This window comes from Litorilituus sediminis (genome assembly GCF_004295665.1).
GTDB classification, from domain to species: domain Bacteria; phylum Pseudomonadota; class Gammaproteobacteria; order Enterobacterales; family Alteromonadaceae; genus Colwellia; species Colwellia sediminis.
In genome coordinates this window covers 3029420-3046734 of record NZ_CP034759.1, presented here as the reverse complement: position 1 = coordinate 3046734, position 17315 = coordinate 3029420, and the positions used below count along the sequence as shown (strand labels likewise).

General features: G+C 39.5%; 12 protein-coding genes, 1 pseudogene and 1 riboswitch. Of the genes and pseudogenes, 5 read left to right on the top strand and 8 right to left on the bottom strand.

Annotated elements, in window-relative coordinates:
* The 3 genes and pseudogenes from EMK97_RS13520 to EMK97_RS13510 form a co-directional block, all read right to left on the bottom strand.
* The gene (locus EMK97_RS13520; RefSeq protein ID WP_130603034.1) at positions 1-1605 is read right to left on the bottom strand and encodes a GGDEF domain-containing phosphodiesterase; all 1605 of its coding nucleotides are present in this window, start codon (positions 1603-1605) and stop codon (positions 1-3) included.
* A 98-nt stretch (positions 1606-1703) separates the two neighbouring features.
* The gene (locus EMK97_RS13515; protein WP_130603032.1) at positions 1704-3311 is read right to left on the bottom strand and encodes a methyl-accepting chemotaxis protein; all 1608 of its coding nucleotides are present in this window, start codon (positions 3309-3311) and stop codon (positions 1704-1706) included.
* A 250-nt stretch (positions 3312-3561) separates the two neighbouring features.
* Positions 3562-4086 (bottom strand): annotated as a pseudogene (locus EMK97_RS13510) (amidohydrolase family protein); the annotation flags it as partial.
* Between the two features lie 97 nt (positions 4087-4183).
* On the opposite strand from EMK97_RS13510, the gene EMK97_RS13505 reads away from it, so the two are divergent.
* Positions 4184-5515 (top strand): IS4 family transposase, encoded by a 1332-nt coding sequence (locus tag EMK97_RS13505; RefSeq protein ID WP_130599454.1) that lies wholly within the window; start codon positions 4184-4186, stop codon positions 5513-5515.
* Here the strand turns inward: EMK97_RS13505 and EMK97_RS13500 are convergent.
* From EMK97_RS13500 to EMK97_RS13485, 4 genes are all read right to left on the bottom strand, one after another.
* Complete coding sequence (locus EMK97_RS13500) at positions 5508-8246, bottom strand: PD40 domain-containing protein (RefSeq protein WP_130603028.1); 2739 nt, start codon at positions 8244-8246, stop codon at positions 5508-5510. The genes EMK97_RS13505 and EMK97_RS13500 overlap by 8 nt on opposite strands.
* Before the next feature lie 24 nt (positions 8247-8270).
* A complete protein-coding gene (locus EMK97_RS13495; RefSeq protein ID WP_246028789.1) occupies positions 8271-8840 on the bottom strand; it encodes a hypothetical protein in 570 nt (189 codons plus the stop codon).
* Positions 8841-8856: 16 nt separating this feature from the next.
* A complete protein-coding gene (locus EMK97_RS13490; RefSeq protein ID WP_130603026.1) occupies positions 8857-10749 on the bottom strand; it encodes a tetratricopeptide repeat protein in 1893 nt (630 codons plus the stop codon).
* 112 nt (positions 10750-10861) lie between these two features.
* Positions 10862-10944, top strand: a riboswitch (cyclic di-GMP riboswitch).
* A gap of 79 nt (positions 10945-11023) precedes the next feature.
* Positions 11024-12811, bottom strand: coding sequence for a DUF885 domain-containing protein (locus EMK97_RS13485; RefSeq protein WP_130603024.1), 1788 nt, complete (start codon positions 12809-12811; stop codon positions 11024-11026).
* Between the two features lie 214 nt (positions 12812-13025).
* Here EMK97_RS13485 and EMK97_RS13480 point away from each other — a divergent pair, with 214 nt between their 5' ends.
* The gene (locus EMK97_RS13480) at positions 13026-13994 is read left to right on the top strand and encodes a GGDEF domain-containing protein (RefSeq protein WP_130603022.1); all 969 of its coding nucleotides are present in this window, start codon (positions 13026-13028) and stop codon (positions 13992-13994) included.
* Here the strand turns inward: EMK97_RS13480 and orn are convergent, their stop codons facing one another.
* The gene (gene orn / locus EMK97_RS13475) at positions 13995-14540 is read right to left on the bottom strand and encodes an oligoribonuclease (protein ID WP_130603020.1); all 546 of its coding nucleotides are present in this window, start codon (positions 14538-14540) and stop codon (positions 13995-13997) included.
* A 242-nt stretch (positions 14541-14782) separates the two neighbouring features.
* On the opposite strand from orn, the gene rsgA reads away from it, so the two are divergent.
* From rsgA to EMK97_RS13460, 3 genes are all read left to right on the top strand, one after another.
* Positions 14783-15853, top strand: coding sequence for a small ribosomal subunit biogenesis GTPase RsgA (gene rsgA, locus EMK97_RS13470; protein WP_130603018.1), 1071 nt, complete (start codon positions 14783-14785; stop codon positions 15851-15853).
* Positions 15854-15917: 64 nt separating this feature from the next.
* The gene (gene asd / locus EMK97_RS13465) at positions 15918-16748 is read left to right on the top strand and encodes an archaetidylserine decarboxylase (RefSeq protein ID WP_130604486.1); all 831 of its coding nucleotides are present in this window, start codon (positions 15918-15920) and stop codon (positions 16746-16748) included.
* A 180-nt stretch (positions 16749-16928) separates the two neighbouring features.
* Positions 16929-17309 carry a BlaI/MecI/CopY family transcriptional regulator gene (locus EMK97_RS13460; RefSeq protein ID WP_130603016.1) on the top strand — a complete coding sequence of 127 codons (381 nt, stop codon included), beginning with the start codon at positions 16929-16931 and terminating at the stop codon, positions 17307-17309.
* The last annotated feature ends 6 nt before the right edge of the window (positions 17310-17315 follow it).

The window sequence follows — 17315 nt, the reverse complement described above, 5'->3', positions numbered from 1 at the left end:
TTAGTTTGGTTTAGCTTCAGGGTGCTGGCTAAACCAAGCATTAAGCCATATTTCTAGTTCATCTCGTACCACACCACGGTTGATTATCAGCCCTTGCATTAGCTCTCCGCCCATGGCTTTATAAGCAGCAGATGCTTCATGGTTGTCAATATGAGTACCAATTAGTTGAATTTTCATGCTACGACTCAGTGTCACTAAAGCATTAGTTATGGCTTTATCTACTCGATTTTCACTATCATTTCTTAAATGCTGGCAATTGATTTTAATTTGCTGAACAGCGGTTTTACGTAGATAACGTAACGACTCATAGCTACCAGAGAAGTTATCTATTGCCACGCGAACACCAAGCGACTTTAACTGATCAATAGTTCTTTTTGCCTGCTCAGCTGAATCAACAATAACTTGTTCAGAAAGCTCCATGATTAGCTGTTTACCACTAACGCCACTTAGCTTAATTTGCCCTTCAATAAAATCGACCAAATCCGCTTCTAATAAAGACTGGCTCAATATACTGATAGCAACAGGCTGAGTTAAACCTTGATTATTTAACACAGCTATCACTTTAAACGCTTCAATTATCATTTGCTTAGTCAGTAAATAAATATCACCGCTATACTCAGCAATACGGACAAAATCGGCTAACTCCTTAGGCTTTTCTGCTTGTTCGTACCAATGCACTTTAATTTGAAAGCCAACTAGCTGATTATTGGAGATATTAACCTGCGGCTGAACATACCAAAATAAATTTTCATCACGTATATCTTGGTGTATTAATTCCATGCGAGATAACTGTTGTTGCGTATGCAACAAGCTAGCATTATCAAAATAGAAAATTTGTTTTTGTTGTTGAATTGCGCTGAGCAAAGCATCTTCAGCATGAGAAATAAGCTCAGCAACGCTATGGCCATTATGCCCAGAAATGGCAATACCAAAAGCGAGTTCAAAGTTTAATGAAAAACTCTTAAAACTCATTGCTTGAGGCACGCTAGCGGCAAGCTGCTGACAAATATCATCGAGTACATGGTGATCATCATGCTGGGCTTGGCTAAGATCAACCACCATTAAAAAATGTAAGCTTTGCATGCGCGCAAGGCGAATTGGTTTTTGCTCATTGGAAAAGTTAAGTAAGGCTTGATTGTTCGCTAACTTCTGTGACAAAGCATATGCCAGCTGTAACAATAATATATCTGAATTATGATGCCCTAATATGCTATTTACTCGCTGAAAGTTAGTAGGCTTTATGGTGACAACAGCAAAACGACGTTCATTGCTCTGCATTAACGCTCGGGAAAAAACTTTTTGTGCTTGCTGAGCCGTAGGTAAATTAGTAGCAGGATCATGAGTAAACAAGTATAAGTCGTCGGCACTAATAGTATCACTGCCCCCTTCCTCAGCCCCTGTGCGAGCTAATTTTTTTCTGAACAACAAGAGCAAGACAACTGCCGCGAAAAAACCTAAAACAAAAGCGATGATAACGCCAGAGCTAGTAAACTGAGTGCTATTTGCTAACGCGGGGAAAGGCAGGTATAGCCACAGTAATAGCAAAGCAAGTTTACTTTGACACAGTAAAGCAAATTTAGTTATCAAACGATTAAAACAGCTCATATTCAATCAACGTCTAGTTAAGATACTTAGCTAGAGTAATCAATATAAGCTGTTTTGTACAGAAACCCCGTTTATAGCAAGAAAATACCGTCAATGTTTTATAATTTGAACTTAGCCAATTGAACATTTAACTCGTAAGCTAGCGACAGTAAATGCTCACTAATTTCTTTACCACGAATGGCATCTTCACTAGATTTCTCTGCGACATTACTAATATTAACGACATTCATATTAATTTCATCTGCGGCAAGGTTTTGCTGCTTAGCAGCACTAGATATTTGACAATTTAGCTCATCAAGCTCTTGAATTTCACCACTGATATCCACTAATAAATTAGCGACATTGGCAACATCATCCGCTTTTTCATTGGCTTGCTGGCTTACTGAATTCATCGAATCTACCGCGCCTTGTGCGCCTTCTTGTAAGCTACTAATGGTGACATTGATTTGCTCAATTGACTCACGTGTACGCGTTGCTAAAGAACGTACTTCATCGGCAACCACGGCAAAGCCTCGCCCTTGCTCTCCCGCTCTAGCAGCTTCTATCGCGGCATTGAGTGCAAGTAAATTAGTTTGCTCTGCTATTGCTGTGATGACTTCTAAAACAGTACCTACTTCATGGGTTTTATTACTTAACTCAGTGATCATTTCAGTATTATCAATCACGCGATCTCGTAACTCATTAATACCAACTTTAGCCTGCTCTACTAAAGCTAAACCTTGTGAAGTTCGCTCATTCGCTGAAACAGATTTATCTGCAGCACTTTGGGTATTTTGCTGTACTTCATTAGCCGATGCATCTAGCTCATTGATTGCCGCCGCAACCGAATCCGTACCATTTTTTTGCTCTAATACCGCACTACGGGTTAATGAGGAAATCTCATCAACATGCTTTGCTGACTCAATTAACTGCTCGGTTGCCCCTGAAATAGAAATAAAACTGCTTTTAAATTTCGCCATCATGCTATTAAGTGCTGAACTTACCGCTCCAAGCTCATCATGATAGTTCACTTTAATTTCTTTATTTAAATCTAGGTCTTTCTCTACCGCCAAAATAGTATTGCTTAAACGCTTTAAGCGCACAAAAATCAACTTTTTAAGCGTATAACTCAACAAGACAAAACTAATAATGGTGATAATAAGTTGTAGCAGTGTCGCTTGCGTGATTGAGTTGGCAATATCTTGATCAACTCTTGATAAATCATAAGTAACTTTAACAGCACCAAGCACTTCATTTTCATCAACTTGATGACAGGTAAGACAGTTAGTTCCGCGATAATCTTTACTGGCGCGAATAGGCAGTATAAAACTCATCATGCGTTTACCATCTTGTGTAAACTGCTGAAATGCCTTTTCGCCCGCCAAGCCTTGACGCTCAAATTCAGAGGTAGCTGCTTGATCATCATGACCATTGCCAAAGACTTTATTTAACGAGGCTGCTCGTAACACTCTTGCCTCAACAATGTCATCTTGGCTTAACATCTTATCTTGAATTAACTGTCGATTAGCAATGGTTCCGGTTAACATCATGGTATTAACTGAATCAAAGTAATTTAGTGCTAAGCTCTCTAAGTTTCGCTCAACAAAATGTTCAGCTAACTGCTTTTCATCATTATAAAAAAAGAAAATAGTTGTACTTAAAAAGATAACGCCGATTAGCGCTAAAGCGGCATTGATTTTCTTTGCTAAAGATAGCTGCTTAAACATAATAACCTCAGGTTAATATCATGGTCTTATTTCACACCTTGCCTTATTCGCACTTATGTAATTGGCATTAGTTTTGGCTGAAATAAGCGGCAAAAAGTCGATTTTATTCTATATGGCTTTGCCTCGAAAAAGATAAAAACTTTAACCTTTTTTGATCTAAAACGTAAAAAGCCCTGACAAAAGTAGGGCTTTTAAAATTATCAAGCTATATAAGCCAGCAAGGTGACAGGTAACAGCAACTTATTTGCTATTATTGCTCAAAATAAAACTTGTTGCGCTTATTATCATAGTTGCCAACTTCATTCATAGTTTCAGCATCATATAAACGGCCGTTGATCATAGTATAAATAACACGATCACTGATACGGATATCTTGGCTCATATCACCGTCAACTACCACTAAATCAGCAAGTTTACCTGTTTTAATTGAACCAATTTGTTTTGCTAATCCTAATGTTTCTGCTGGTGACATAGTGGCGGTGCGCAGCGCTTCAAGCGGTGTCATACCACCTTGTGCCATCATCCACATTTCCCAATGCATTGCTAAGCCTTCGCGCTGACCATGACCACCTGAGTTAACTTTTAAGCCTAAGTCCTGCATTTCTTTAGCGACTGTCGCCACATTAATATGGTTATAGTGATGATGAGGCGCTTTAGGTCTGCGCATCGCTCTTGGCTCTAATACCTCACTTGGTACATATTGACTCAACCTAGGATGCAACCAAACATCAGTTGTGTCATACCAATAATGTTCTCCCCAAATACCGCCATAAGCGTAATGCCGATCAGTTAAGGCAAAAAAGTTTGGGGATCAATTGAACGATCCCTACAATATGTAAGAATCCGATAAATAAAGTTTATCGGATTTTTTTATGCGCTTTGAAAGTGAACTTGCTACAGCCTTTAGTTCTTGTAATACCTTCCACACCTTTGAGAAATACGCAGAGTTGCTCTCCCCTGAGTTGATTAAACAAGGCTTTAAACAAGCTGGCGTCGCCACAATTAGAAAAAGGCGCCTACCACTTGAAACCGTGCTTTGGTCAATTATCGGTATGGCACTATATCGTCAGAAGTCGGTTTGGGATATAGCCACTCAGATGGATATCATGTTGCCTGATAAAAAGCCATTAGTGGCACCAAGCGCACTGGTTCAAGCAAGACAAAGGTTAGGCGCAGATGCCGTTAAAGAAGTGTTTAAAGTGATGGCACAGCATGGTTATGAATCGAACCAGTTTGAAACATGGGCGGGCTTGAACCTGCTAGCCGTTGATGGTGTCGTATGGCGAGTCGCCGATACTGCTGAAAACCACAAAGTATTTGAAACGCAAAGTAACCAGCATAGAGAAAATATTTATCCTCAAATCCGTATGGTTTGTCACATGGAAATTACGAGCCACCAGCTAATCAACAGCGTATTTTCAGGTTACCGAACTAATGAAATGAAATTAGCAGAAGGGCTAATAGAAACGACACCAGATAATACATTAACTATCTTCGATAAAGGCTATTACTCGCTTGGTTTGCTCAATCGATGGCATCAAGCAGGAGAACAAAGACACTGGATGATACCAGCTCGTAAAGACTTAAATTACGATGTCATCCAGAGTTTGGGCAAGAATGATAAACGTATTCGGTTAACAACAACGCCTCAAGCTCGTAAAAAATTTAATGACCTACCAGAACATATTGAAGCCAGATTAGTGAGTAAAAAAATTAAAGGTAAAGAGTACCGTATTCTGACCTCAATGGTCGACCCAATACGCTTTCCAAGCGAAGAAATGGTTGAGTTATACCGGTATCGCTGGGAAATAGAATTAGGCTATCGAGAGATGAAACAATCGCTACTTAACAGCGCTTATACTTTAAGAAGCAAGCGACCAGATATGATTGAACAGGAGTTATGGGGACTCCTTCTGTGCTACAACTTGATAAGGCAAGGGATGACAGCGGCAGCAAGAAAGCTTAATAGCACTTGGCCTAATCAGCTTAGCTTCACGAGTTGCTCAATGGCAATTACTCAGTTCTTTGCCACATTGCCTCTGTCTAGCCCTGGCAATATTCCCAAACACTATGAAGCTTTACTGACACAAATGACTTATTTTAAATTACCAGAGCGGCGTGAAGAGAGGCAATACCCAAGGTGGGTTAAGGCAAAACCCCAAAGGTATCCAAGGAATACAAAAAATGCCAATCAGCTTAACTGACTGGCATTACGCCATAAGCGACACCTAATGTTGGCGTATACGCCATATCAGATTGCGACCAAAGCTGCTTAATATCATCATATACTTTTGCCGTCGGTATTGAGTGTTCCAAGGTTGTATGACCATCAACCACCATAGTTAAATTATGCTGAAGTAACGAACCACCTTCAGGAACCACGAGCATTTCTAATTCTCTGGCTGCCTGGATAAATTGCTGACGTTGATTTCGACGTGGTTGGTTATAACTTTTTACACTAAAAGCGCCAGCCGCTTTTAATCGCTCAACGTGAAACTTAGCATCATCTAAACTATCAACATGCGATGTATAACCGGGAATAGTTGCACCATATAAAATGGTGCCCGTTGAAAACAACCTTGCTGCGACAATTTTGCCTGCCTTTTGCATTTCACTGGCAGCAAAAAACTCTGTGGTATCGTTTGATGGGTCATGAATACTGGTTACACCGAACGTTAAGCCGGCATAGTTTTCCCAGTTTTGCTGTGGAATGATCTCATCACTTGCTTGTGCGCCGTGCGCATGCGCATCTATCAAGCCAGGAATAATACTCTTACCAGTAATATCAATGACTTTAGCCGCTTTAGGTATACTAATTTCATCTCTAGCTGCGACAGCTTTAATAACATTTCCTTCAACAAGTACAACACCATTATCAATGATTTGCTCGCCTTCCATAGTGATCACTTTGCCACCAACAAAAGCAAGCATACCTGAAGGCTTATCTACTTTTTGCTGATAACTCAGATCTGTAGTTGCCACTTTGATCTCAGCTTGTTTTTCTTGTCTGTTTGCTGTTAATGAAAAAGCATCAGCAATATTTGCCTGATAAAGATTTGCCCCCAAACTCCAATACAACTGCTGTGAATTATTATGCCAATTGATACCTTCGCCTGCACGCGTTGATAACTGAACTACAGGTAAGTTTTTCGCATCTGGGCCAATATCAATGACACTGCCACGTTCAATAAAAGGCGTAACAAAGACTTTAAAGCGCTCGGCAAAGGCTAAATATTTACCATTCGGGGCAACGCGATATTCTGTCGCTAACTTGCCTTGATAAAGCACATGTTCTGTCTTTTTGATTAAATCAATTTTCACTAACTGAGGCACTTCAGCCGCACGAATAACATATAGGGCTTTATCATCAGCACCATAATGAGGCTGAACACCAGACTCTGTTACTAAGCTTGCTTTGCCGCCTTTTTTCTCACCTTTACTTGAAACGGTATAAACGCCTGTTTTGAGATTCCAATCAGGGTTAAGAATACTGCCACCAGCAACTTTACGATAAGTTATGGTTTTACCATCAGGCGAAAAGCGCGGTTCTATGTATTTACCAGGCTGGCTTAATAATGGTTTTCCTTTGCCACCTCGCGCTGAAACCACGCGAATTTGCCCTTGCTCTTCATCGTGCCAAGTTGCGTAAACAATCTTCTTACCATCTCTTGAAAAGCTAGGGTTTAACTCAAAATGATTTGATTGTTTGGTTAAACGCTTAGGCTGACCACCTGATAATTTACGCGTGTAAATATGACCCATAGATTCAAAGACAACACGCTTACCATCTGGCGAAACCTTAACATCACGCAGCATTTTACTGGTAAAAGACTTTTGCTCTATATGCTGTTCAAAAGCCAGTGCTTTTTGAATTTTCTTATCCGTTTTCACACGAAAGTCAATGGTAGATACCTGTTGATTATCTAAAGTTAAGCGTTTTATCTTGCCATCATCCCAAAACACTAAACTCTTGCTATCAGGAGTCCAAGCAATGGTTGGATAAACACCATGTATAGCCCAAGTTTCTTGCATATCCCTTTCAAGTTCTTGATAGATTTTAGTTTCTTTACCACTGGCTAAATCATATAAATATAGGTTTGATTTAAAATCATCTCGACTAATAAACGCTAAATACTTGCCATCAGGAGATGGTGTCGGCCTAATAGCACCACCTTTACCCGAGATTACTGTAGTGATCTTTCCCGTAGCTAGCTCAAGTCGCTTAATTTTATATATGCCTTTGATTGAGTCTTTGGAATAGTGAAAGGTTTTGCCTGGCGTGGCATCATGCGAGAAATATACGTATTTACCATCATGAGAAAAGCTCGCTTCGCCTAAATCTTTCTGATCGTTACTGCGTTTAGTTAACTGTACACCGTCGCCACCTAATTTATGGTATAGCCACACCTCACCAGCACCTAAAGAACGTGAGCCGGTATAGTGCTTGCGGCCTAGTAAATAGTTACCGTCTGGCGACCAAGCGGGGCTATTAAGTAAACGAAATGTTTCTTTCGACACTGGTTTAGCATTTGCGCCATCACTATCCATCACCCATAAGTTATCACCGCCCCCTTGATCAGAGGTAAAAGCGATACTTTTACCATCCGGGCTAAATCTTGGCTGCATTTGCCATGCAATATCTGTCATCAGTGGTTTAGCTTCACCACCTGTTATCGGTAAGGTATAAATATCTCCCAATAAATCAAACACAAGGGTGCGACCATCTGGGCTAACATCAAGGTTCATCCATGTACCTGTTGTGACATCTATTTTAGCTGTGACAAAATCGCCTTGTGGCGAGTTAACTGACCAGTCAGCCACTTTTTCTTTATTGGTGCTTTTATTCGCTTCATCCGCTGAAACAGGGTTAATATAAGAGGTACTAGCGACAATAAGCAGAGTCGATGCCAGTAAATGTTTCGAATAACGTGTCATGGATAAACCTTTTAGTGATAGTGATTAGCTATTATTTGCTGCTTCTTTTAGCAACACTTGCCTTCGCTTAAGCTCGTTTGCTGGCATAGTGGGGGTATGATCTTTTTCATGTAGAACCAGTAACGCCTCCACTAAACAAATATAACCATTAAGGTTATTACTTGCCCACAAGCGCTTCATGTTCTTCTCACCTTTCATTAAAAAGCTGACAAACTGCTTAAAATCTTTTGGATCGTGATTATCAAAACACTTTTGCGCTATGCCCTTTAAGCGACCTTTGCCCTTTAAGCATTCTCGAAAGATGATGGTATAATTATTGATTAATGGACTGATTAATTCACAGTATTGAATCAGCTGATCATTTTGCTGAATCTGCGCTCGCTCTTTTAATTGCACTAAGCGATTTTTAGCAAACTCTTCATAGCGCCCGGCAATCAAGGCCATAGAATCTACCAAACCTTTATTTTCCTTTTTTGTCGCTGCACTATCCCTCTTTTGCGTCAACACAAAGCGTTGTAATTTTTCTGCTCGAAAGAAAAAGTAAACACTAATACCAACAAAAAGTGCCGTAATGGCCAAGACAAAAAACATCATGTCTCCTAATGGTTATTTATTCACTAAGTTGAGCTAAAAAGATATAAGGGTCGATATCTTTGAAAGCTGGTGACTTCAAAGAGTACTGACATGTTAATGAAAAGTCACCTAAACTTGCGAAAAACCTACTTTGAATTGCTTGCGATAGTTTAGCGGCTTTGTCACTTACTTCAGATACTTTTTGATGTTCAAAAATAAGTAAGTACTCACCTGGGTTTAACAGCCCGGCAAAATCATATTCATCAATATTTTCATTGATAATTCTGGCTATATCATCAGAAACTTCATTGATTATTGATTTTTTATTAAACCTAAAAGTTAATTCTTGCCAATTATCGACTGATATATACATTACCGTAATCGGAAATTGAAATTGCCTCGCCTTCTTATAAACCAGCTGATAAATATGCTTAGTTTGCATAGGCTGAACCAAAAAGTTTTTTGGCCTTTCCATATCTAAATAGACAAGATTATGTCGACTTGCTCGTAACCTAAGATAAAAGCTAACCGCAGTAATTACCAGCAGAATCACAGCGGCAACTAAGCTAATAATAATTGATTTTTGTTTAGCGAATTTGCCAGTAAAACTTGCCGACAATTCACTTTCTTGTGCCAGTTTTACCGCAATTTCTCGGGTTTGCTGTTCTGCTACGCTATGAAATTGCTCATGTTCATGACTGCTATCACGGTGATAAAATTGATGCAGAGAAGACTTCGCTAACTTATCACTGGTTAATAGCCTTTCTTGTAGTTGCCCGTATTTAATTTGCCATAAGTAGGCTTTGTCACTATCACCTTGTTGATAGTACATGTTCGCGAGCATTTGATAATAGTCTTTGTAACCTTTGCTTAATGACTCATGCTCAATAAGCGGCATTGCTTCTATTAACAAGGCATTAGCCTCTAGCTCACGCTTGCTGGCAAAATAAACTTTCGCTAGTGTAATTAAAGCTTTAGCGTAATCTAAATTAAGGTTTCTCTGCTTAAAAACGGTCTTTGCAGCGAGCAACGCCTGCTCTGCTGGCGCTAATTCTCCTTGCTGATAAAGTGTTCTGGCTAAACCAACGGATGCTCTGGCAACACTGATAGGCGCCTGTTTTTCTTCGGCATACTTTCTTGCCTCCCAAAAAGCATTATAAGCATCGTCATATTTGGCAGTAAAAAGATACGCATTACCCAATTGCAGATACGTTTGATCAACATTTGCCATACGCGCTAAATCAAATCTAAGCTTTAGCACTTTAAGCTGAATAGTTAATGCTGTTTGGTAATCGCCAAGGTAATGATAGGCATTTGCCAAAATAGTTAGTAACTCAATTTGCTCAGAAAATACTGGCTCTTGAGCAATACCTTGCTCCACTTCCTGCAAATCTAGTAATGCCTTGTTAAAATCAGCCAACATGACATAGGCAACACTACGATAACTTAAAGCGAATAAACGAAATTTAATATCAACATCTTGTTCGCTCAAACTTACAGCATGCTCTGCTGTGGTTAACAACAAATTATATTGCTGTTTATTCATATAAAGCCGCGCAAGCTTGAGTGCTAAACACAAGCTGACCTCTTTATCTAAGGTTTTCACCGCTAAACCATCTTGAACAAATTGCAGTGCTTTTTCAGTATCACCTATATTGGTCGCGACATCGGCAAGCAATAAATACAATTTGGCAATAGTGTCACTTGGGTATTGATGTCTATTTGGAATAATGCGCTTAGAAAGTTCAGTCACTTCTTGGTAATCTAATAATTCATAATTACTTTGATTTAACCGCTGAACCTGTTCAATTAACGCTTCTTGTCTAGGCTCTTGTTGAGCATGTGCTAATGAAAGGCATACATTTACCAGTAAAAAACTGGTAAAAATAGCAAAAAAACAACTTTTTTTTATATAAAAAAACACTTTCAAAACAATACTCTACTAAAACATTTAACGGTGATTTAACTTAATTAACTTATTGTAAACTTTTTTTTAGTTTACAAGCCCTTCGGTTGATCTATAATGATTTTGAGCTGCTAAAGCTCGACAAGGGCAAACCTAGTGAAAACTAGCGACGCAAAGTTACCGGTCTAATGGGAAACCTATGATAGCGGAACTACCAAATTTAGATATAGTGGGGGCTTATCTTTACTTGCTGGCCTTCTATCAGTTTTCTGCCGATATCTTTGCGCGCCTTCCCTTCTTACTCATGTGCTAACTCCTGTTTCCTTAACTGTTCTTCTATGTAGCTATCAATCACTTTTTCTAACATAGACAAGGGCATAGAGCCATGCTTTAACAATTGGTCATGAAACTCTCTTAAATCAAATTGATTACCTAATTGCTGCTCAGCTTTATTACGCAATTGCTTTATTTTTAACTCGCCAATTTTGTATGACAGTGCTTGTCCAGGCCAAGAAATATAACGGTCTATCTCTGTTTTCACATTGTGTAATGATAAAGCCGTATTACTGGCTAAAAAGTCCATCGCTTTATCTCGAGACCAACCTTGACTATGCATACCGGTATCAACAACAAGTCGACAAGCTCGCCACATTTCATAGGTTAATCGACCAAAGTTATGATAAGGGTCGCTATACATACCCGCTTCAATGCCTAAATACTCAGAATATAATCCCCAACCCTCACCAAAGGCTGAAATGTAAGTGCGATTACGAAATTTAGGGACATTTTGCATTTCTTTAGCTAACGCAATTTGCAAATGATGCCCAGGTACCGCCTCATGTAAAGTTAACGCAGTAAGCACATAAAGCGGTCTGCGATCAAGGCGATAGGTATTAACCCAATAATTACCAGGTTGATCATCACGCGCAGCACCTGAATATCGACCCGTTGTATACTTAGGGGCAATGTTTTCCGGCACAGGCATTACGCCATAAGGTGTTCGTGGTAATGTTTTAAATAACGGCGGTAATTTTGCATCCATTTGCTTGGCAATATAAGAGGCTTCCTTTATCAGCTCAAGTGGAGTTTGCGCATAAAATTGCGGATCTGTTCTTAAAAATTGCACAAATTCGGCGAAGCTACCGGTAAAGCCAACCTCTTTGATAACGGCCTCCATTTCTGCGCGAATACGTTTCACCTCTTGCAGGCCTTGTTGGTGCACTTGCTCTGCTGTCATAGGTAAGGTTGTATAGTGCTCGACGCGATTTTGATAATAACGTTCACCATTTGGCAAGGCACTAGCAGCAATGTTTTTACGTGCTTTAACCTGATATTTATTTACCATAAAGTCATAATACTTTTGGTAGACAGGCATAACTTGACTAGATAACACTTGCTTTGCTTGTGCCTGCAGCTGACGTTGTACTTGGGGTGAAACAGAGTCATGCATAGCTAAAAATGGCTGATAGTAACCACTTGAGGTGACATCATCTTTAATATAAGCCAAGATAGATTGCTCAAATCCTGCTAACACTATCTGAGGTTGAGTTATCCCTTCCTCAATACCTAGCTCCATCCACGCCATTTGCTGATCAAAATAATGAGGAATTGCGTTAAGGCGAGCGATATAGTCAATATAGTCCTGTTCACTTTTAAAATGAATACGACTGCTGATATTGGCAATCCAAACATGAAAACCAGATTCAGCCGTTAATGGCATATAGTGTTCTTTATTTAGATAACCATCTATTTCATTTTTTAAGCTGTAAGTCAGCACAGACCAATTAATCTGATTTTCCTGCGTTAATTTATCTTGGTCTATTGTCATCAACTCTGTATATATTGCTAAATTAGCCTGATAAGCTTTTTCTAATGCTTTTGGAGAAAGATCCGGTAACTTTGCGTTATTGCCCCCCACTTCTGGGAAATGAAATGGGCTTGCCTGTTGGTAAACTTGCTGATGTTTAACAATAAGCTGCTGTAATAGTTGATCTGCAGAGTCATAGGAGTGAGCATCAGAGCTATTATTTGTTTGGCTACAAGCCGCAAGTGACAATATAAGCAAGAGTTGAAAAAAAACTTTCATTAAGATATTCCTATTTTAAAAGTGCTCTTACTCTAACAAATCGGCTATAAATTGAAAGCTTACAGCGAAACGAAACTGCTAGCTTTTTTGTGTCATTACGTTCTTATAACCATGATGTGATTTTTTTGCATACAATGTAACTTAAATGTACTAGATATTTTGCTTTTGATCCGAGAGAATAGGTTTGCCCTATAGAAGTGAATAAGTAACCTAAATGAAGTATCACGACTCTATAAATGAAGCAGAGCAGCTTATGGCGCTTTGCGTTGAGCAATTAAAACAATGGTGCTTACCCATAAGCCCCATCAATTATGCTGTCTGTTACGAATACCAGCAGCGCTGCAATAACAGTTTAGTACAGCAAGTTGAACAACAAATAACTAACAAGGGTAAACTTGATGGCTTTTTTATGGAGTCTGTGTTCAAAGAGCACGTACTCGCGCAAAGCCAGTTTAGAGATGAAATTATTTTCGATCTTAATAATTTACTGTCAATTGCACGTCACAGCAATGCGCAATCATCCTCTTCTGCGCAACACCTTATTACCGAGCTTGATGACAATATTCCTCAATTACGCTCTGTTGATAAAAACCAAGTTAATGAAGCCATAGAAGCCATTCAACTTGCTAGCCAAGCATTTAAACAGCAACAAGCGCATATCGCCCAGCAATTAAAACAAGTAGAACAAGAAAATAAAGCGCTGGCAGATGAGCTAGCCAAGGCGAGACAGGAAATCTATTTAGATCCAGTCACAGGCTTATTTAACGAAAAATCTGTTGCTCAACACATAAAACAGTGGCGCGCGAACAATGAAAACTGTCAGGTTTTCGCCATTGTTATTAAAGTAAATAAGTTCAATGACTTTGTTGATAATTTTGGCGCACTGTTAAGCGATGTTATTATTGCTAAAATCGCCCATAAGGTTGCCAGTTATGTTGATAACAGCGGTTTACCTATTCGAGCAAGCTATGACGAGTTTGTTTTACTTTTACCTGATATTGATTTAGCCGTTGCTAAAGAAATAGGAAAAAAGGTAGTGCAAGGCGTTGATAAGTTGCGCTTTGTTAGTTCAAAATCAGAAACCAAGCTGCCGAAAGTAACTATAAACTTCACCGCGAGTGAGTTAACCAATGGCGAACATATCAACCAGCTACTGCAACGCACTCGACAGTTATTAAGCTAATTATTCTTTAAAGAAGTGTTCTCGATAAACTTTAAGCTCAGCAATAGATTCTTTAATATCATCTAAAGCCAAATGAGCGCCTGTTTTAACTACCTTATCTAATACTTCAGGTTTCCAGCGACGGGCTAGTTCTTTAACGGTACTGACATCAAGGTTTCGGTAGTGAAAGTAATCTTCAAATGTAGGCATATACTTATTAATAAAACGCCTATCTTGCCCTATGCTATTACCACACATAGGAGATTTTCCTTTTGGCACGTATTGTTCAACAAAGCGAATCGTCTTTTCTGTTGCCTCAGCTAAACTAATATCACTTTCACGACAGCGCTGAGTTAAACCTGATTTACCATGATGCTCTACGCACCAAGGACTCATATTATCTAACACGTCATCACTTTGACTAATAGCAAAAACAGGACCTTGCGCAAGAATATTAAGTTGGCTATCAGTGACTATAGTGGCTATTTCTAAAATAACATCCACTTCAGGCTCTAAACCTGTCATTTCTAAATCAAGCCAGATTAAATTTGAATCGCTACAGGTCATAACCTTCCCTTAAAAGTGCCAGCATATACATTAAAAATATCACCTACCGCATGGGCTATTGCCTCAGGTAAATGCCGCCTATGAAAAACCATTCTAGACTTGGTATAATACTGTAGATATTACTAGGATGATATTCCTTTCGCTAGTAAGTTATAATAATTTCTACGTTCAAGTATGGCACAATTGATCCGTCAATGCGCCGTTCAAACAATAGGGTAAGCTTAATAACATGGTTAATCTTCGTGGCTAAGGCCAAAAAACTGACTAAAGGTCAGCTTAGGCGAATAAAAGCCAACCAAGACAAAAAGTTACGCAATCAGGGGCAAAAAAGCTCTAAGCATAAGTCAGAAAAAATACAGTGGTTGGATAATGAGTTAGGTGAACCGCAAACCGGTGTCATCATCAGTCGCTTTGGTCAACATGCCGATGTAGAAGCAGAAGATGCCAGCATTCATCGCTGCAATTTAAGACGCTCCATTGACTCATTAGTTTGTGGTGACAAGGTATTATGGCGTGAAGGTAAAAAAACTCAGCATAGTGTCACGGGTATCATTGAAGCTGTTCACGAGCGTGATTCTATGTTGTCACGTCCCGACGTTTATGATGGCCTTAAACCCATTGCCGCCAATATCAGCCAAATATTAATCGTCTCTTCGGTATTACCGGCCTTTAATAGCGACATTATTGACCGCTATCTAGTCGCAGCAGAGCAAACAGGTATCACGCCAGTTATTGTATTAAATAAGACTGATTTACTAACCGAGCTTGATGAAAGCGAACAGCAAGAAATAGAAGCGCAATTACAAATTTATCGTGATATTGGCTATCAAGTACTCTATGCAAGTAGTAAAGCCAGTGAGGGTATAAGCGAGTTAAAGTCGCAGCTGTCAGCGCATACCAGTATTTTCGTTGGTCAATCAGGCGTCGGCAAATCAACTTTAGTAAATGCTCTTATGCCAAATCTAGGTTTATTGACCCAAGAGGTATCTGAAAACTCAGGCCTAGGTCAACACACCACAACCGTAGCGCGTTTATATCACTTTGATGACGGTGGCGATCTAATCGATTCTCCCGGCATTCGCGAATTTGGTTTATGGCATTTAACCCCAGAGCAAGTCTACCAAGGCTTTATCGAGTTTGAACCCTTTTTAGGGCTATGTAAATTCAGAGACTGCAAACACCAAACAGATCCTGGCTGTGCGCTTGTCGAAGCAAGTAACAATAACAAGATTACCGCCAAAAGATTAACGAGCTTTCAAAGAATTCTCGCAAGTTTAGGCGAAAATAAACTTACATCACGTTTTAACGATTAAGGAAAACTGAGTGTCTTCACAAAATACTTTAACAGACAAAATTAAAATTGCTCTTCAGTACATCATGCCTAAGCATGCTATTTCACGCTTAGTTGGCAAGCTTGCTGCGGCAAAATTAGGTTGGTTTACCACCAAAATCATTAATGCTTTCATTAAGGCTTACGGCATTAATATGAAAGAGGCCAAGCTAAAGAATGCCAGCGACTTTGCCACCTTTAATGACTTTTTTACTCGTGAATTAGAAGATGGCGCTCGAACAATAGATAACGATGAGACAAACCTTTGTTACCCTGTTGATGGTGCCATTAGTCAACAAGGTGATATTGTCGATGAACAATTAATCCAAGCAAAAGGCTTCAACTATAGTCTTACCTCACTGCTTGGCGGTGATAAAAAAACAGCCGAACCTTTTGTCGGTGGAAAATTCTCATGTATTTACCTAGCACCAAAAGATTACCATAGAATTCATATGCCAATTGCGGCAACACTGCGAGAAATGATTTATGTGCCGGGTGATCTTTTTTCGGTAAACCCTCTTACCGCACGCAATGTACCCGACCTTTTTGCTCGCAATGAACGTGTCGTTGCTATTTTTGATACCGCAAAAGGCCCTATGGCAATGGTGCTCGTTGGTGCAACTATCGTTGCTAGCATAGAGACAACATGGGCCGGTACGATCACACCTCCAGCAGGTAAAGATGTATTTAGATGGCACTATCCAGCCTCAGGTGTTGAAGCCATCACCTTTGAAAAAGGCGATGAAATGGGCCGATTTAAATTAGGCTCAACGGTTGTGACAACTTTTGCACCAAACATGGTAGCAGAATTCGCAAAAGGCGCAGGCCCAGGTACAGTAACTCGACTAGGTGAATTATACGCTAAGTTAGCAAACTAATCGTTGCAAGCTGGCTTGTAAATTCAATCACAATCGCAGCGAAATAATAAAAAGGTTGCTCATTTATTCAACACGAGATACGATTAAGTTCGTATCTTAACAATTATTCACAATTTTTGAGGCTTATTAATTAGGCCTCAGGGCTTGTATTAGCTCACAATCCGAACTAAGGAAAATTAAATGGCGCGTGATAATTCTGCTGTTAAGCCGACAGAGGCTGAATTAACATTACTCAATGTGCTTTGGCAAATTGGTCCTGCAACCGTTAGACAAATACACGAAGCTGTTAGTATTAACCAGAAAACTGGCTACACCACAGTATTAAAAATTCTACAAATTATGCATGAGAAGGCCTTGGTTATTCGTGACGAAAGCAACCGTGCTCATGTATATGCAGCAGCTAATAGCGAAGTACACACACAAAGCTCTTTAATTAAAGATTTGATTAGCAAGGCGTTTGGTGGTTCAACATCAAAATTAGTTATGCGCGCCATTGATGACTCAACGAGTGCCAAAGAAATTGACGATATTCGCCAGTTACTTAATTCACTAGAAAAATAACAGAGC

Bases quoted from the DNA above. Each gene is read 5' to 3' on its own strand.
- EMK97_RS13520 (WP_130603034.1), bottom strand. From the start codon at position 1,605: ATGAGCTGTTTTAATCGTTTGATAACTAAATTTGCTTTACTGTGTCAA.
- EMK97_RS13515 (WP_130603032.1), bottom strand. From the start codon at position 3,311: ATGTTTAAGCAGCTATCTTTAGCAAAGAAAATCAATGCCGCTTTAGCG.
- EMK97_RS13505 (WP_130599454.1), top strand. From the start codon at position 4,184: ATGCGCTTTGAAAGTGAACTTGCTACAGCCTTTAGTTCTTGTAATACC.
- EMK97_RS13500 (WP_130603028.1), bottom strand. From the start codon at position 8,246: ATGACACGTTATTCGAAACATTTACTGGCATCGACTCTGCTTATTGTC.
- EMK97_RS13495 (WP_246028789.1), bottom strand. From the start codon at position 8,840: ATGATGTTTTTTGTCTTGGCCATTACGGCACTTTTTGTTGGTATTAGT.
- EMK97_RS13485 (WP_130603024.1), bottom strand. From the start codon at position 12,811: ATGAAAGTTTTTTTTCAACTCTTGCTTATATTGTCACTTGCGGCTTGT.
- EMK97_RS13480 (WP_130603022.1), top strand. From the start codon at position 13,026: ATGAAGTATCACGACTCTATAAATGAAGCAGAGCAGCTTATGGCGCTT.
- orn (WP_130603020.1), bottom strand. From the start codon at position 14,540: ATGACCTGTAGCGATTCAAATTTAATCTGGCTTGATTTAGAAATGACA.
- asd (WP_130604486.1), top strand. From the start codon at position 15,918: ATGCCTAAGCATGCTATTTCACGCTTAGTTGGCAAGCTTGCTGCGGCA.
- EMK97_RS13460 (WP_130603016.1), top strand. From the start codon at position 16,929: ATGGCGCGTGATAATTCTGCTGTTAAGCCGACAGAGGCTGAATTAACA.